General features: G+C 67.0%; 1 pseudogene. It reads right to left on the reverse strand.

Annotated elements, in window-relative coordinates:
* A pseudogene (locus tag AC1VAN_RS22795) lies at positions 1–1,038 on the reverse strand (host specificity factor TipJ family phage tail protein); the annotation flags it as partial.

Below are 1,038 nucleotides of genomic sequence, written 5' to 3' on the forward strand. Positions count from 1 at the left end.
TGGTACGTGCGACTTCCTCCAAAGCGGCATTGCCGTCTGGATCGGACAACACCAGCGTGTCACCCACCGGCCCGCTGATGTCGAAGCTGGCCTGCAGTTCGGTATGGACGCTGCCGCCCTGACTGACCTGCCGTTCGATCACTTTCAGGTTGCTGGCGATGGGGCGGGTCTGCAGCGACGATTCGTTCGACGGCGGTACGTACTGGCCGGTGCGCACGTAGTGCCAGAACGCAGGCCCTTCCTGCACCACGTCCACTGACGCACCCTTGAGGTCGCCCTCCGGACGGATGCCGGTCACGCGCACGCGTGTACCCGGCGTCTGTTTGAAATCATAGATCCAGATGGTGTCGTGCGCAGGATTGGTCTCGCTGCTGCCAGGCAGCGACGCGTCGGCCGGCCACGGGTCCGCCAACACCAGGGTGTCGCTCGGCTCGCTGCCAGGTACCACGCGCAGTACGCGGTAGACGCGCTCGCCCGGGACGCGCAGGCCAATGAACGCACTGCCCACCGCGGGCGGCGGCACCGGCTCGTCCAACTGCAGCGTGGTCACACCTTCGGCATCGACCGTGGCGCCGATCAGGCGGCCACCGAAGCCCCACTGGGTCAGGTCGTGCTGCAACGCCAGCACGGACAACCGCGAGTAGGCCAGGTGCTCGATGTCGGTGCTGTAGCTGATCGACTTGTACTGGTAGACGCTCTGCGCCAGATGCCAACGCGCCAGCATCGCGGCGTGGGCTTCGGTGCTGACGCCCTCGCCGGTGATCTTGGCCGGGTTGAGCATCACTTCCACACCCGGTGCCGGCACGCGTAGCGTCGCCGCCTTCCAGGTGCGGCGGTCCAGATAGCTGTACTCGATGCCGTCGGCGGCATTGGCCAGGGTGTAGTCGACCTGGAACTGGCCCTTCTTGATCGTCGCCATGTTGACGACGCCGGAGAGCGGCTGCTCGTCGGCGGCCCATGCCACGCCCAGGCGGCCCTTTGCCCATGTCACCTGGCCGAAGCCGGCCAGGGCGATGGCATCCAGCACCGCCTGGTGGC

It is taken from the genome of Stenotrophomonas sp. 05L44_2 (assembly GCF_056665995.1).